General features: G+C 75.0%; 2 protein-coding genes. Both read right to left on the reverse strand.

What is annotated here, in order from left to right; genetic code table 11:
- Window positions 1-681 (reverse strand): isocitrate lyase/phosphoenolpyruvate mutase family protein (locus ABD151_RS15570; protein ID WP_343995689.1); only part of this gene is annotated, 681 nt, incomplete at its 3' end.
- Window positions 678-1,321: aldehyde dehydrogenase family protein (locus ABD151_RS15575; protein WP_343995690.1), on the reverse strand; the 644-nt coding region annotated here is incomplete at its 5' end. The genes ABD151_RS15575 and ABD151_RS15570, both read right to left, overlap by 4 nt.

A 1,321-nucleotide genomic window follows, 5' to 3' on the forward strand; every position in this document is an offset into this window, starting at 1 on the left:
CAGCTCCTCGTCGCTCGGCCCGGCGTCGATCGCGCCGCCGGCCTCCGAGCGGTTGTACATCTGCGGCAGCGGCCGTCCGTCGGCCGCCAGGGCGTCGCGGACCGCTGCCAGAGCGGCGGCGTCCGCGCCCTCCACGAAGACGGCGTCGGCACCGGCCGCGGCGAACGCACGGCAGCGCTCGACGACGTCGTCCAGGCCCGCCACCGACAGCGCGTCGGTGCGTGCCACCACGACCAGCCCGCTGCCCGCCTCGACCACCGCGCGGATCCGGCCGGCCGCCTCGTCGAGGCCGACCACCTCCTTGCCACCGAGGTGTCCGCAGCGCTTGGGCGCCACCTGGTCCTCGAGGTGCAGGCCGGCGATCCCGGCGGCGGCATAGGCGCGCGCTGTGTGCGCCGCCTGCAGGGCGTTGCCGTATCCCGTGTCGGCGTCGGCGAGGATCGGCACCCCGGCCAGCGCCGGCGCCAACGACGCCGCCCTACGGGCGATGTCGGTGCCGTGCACATACCCGAAGTCGGGAAGCCCCAGCTCGACCGCGGAGACGGTCGCCCCGGACAGGTGCACCGCCGTCGCGCCGGCACGAGCAGCGAGCGCCGCGGAGACGGCGTCGTAGACCCCGGGCAACCGGACCACCCGGTCGCCGCTCAGCGCGGCTCGCAGGCGATCGGCGGCCGGGCTCATCGCCCGTGCAGCGCGTAGCCGCCCTCGACCCCGACGACGCGGGCCCCGGTGAAGATCCGGATCGTCTCGACCGTGCCCTCCTCGCCCATCCCGGAGAGTCCCCAGGCCGGACGCGGCGTCATCAGGTGCAGGCTCATGATCGTCGAGCCGTTCACCTTGACCTCGCCGGCGCGGACCTGGCGGGCGAGGGCCAGAGCGGCCTCGACGTCGGTGCCGACCACGTAGCCCTCCAGGCCGAAGGGCGTCCCGTTCGCCAGCGCCACCGCCTCCTCGAGCGTGCGGTAGCCGTGCACCGTGGCGACCGGACCGAAGACCTCGTGCACGGCCGCCTCACTGGGCACGCCGGTGATCAGCGTGGGCGCCAGGAAGGTGCCCGGACCGTCCGGAAGCTTGGTGGTGGCGTGGGCGGTGCCGCCCGCCTCGACCCGCTCCGCGATCGCCGTCTGCAAGGAGGCCAGGTGGCCCGGGTGCACGATCGGTCCGAGGTCGGTCTCCGGCGCCAACGGGTCGCCGACGCTCAGCCCGGCCAACCGGGCACCGATCATCCCGACCAGCTCGTCGGCCATCTCCTCGGGCACCACCAGACGACCCAACGCCCGGCACCACTGGCCGTTCAGCGTGGTCAGCAGATCGGGGGGGC

The sequence above is a fragment of the Nocardioides dubius genome, from assembly GCF_039528155.1.
In the GTDB taxonomy this organism is placed as follows: Bacteria; Actinomycetota; Actinomycetes; order Propionibacteriales; family Nocardioidaceae; genus Nocardioides; species Nocardioides dubius.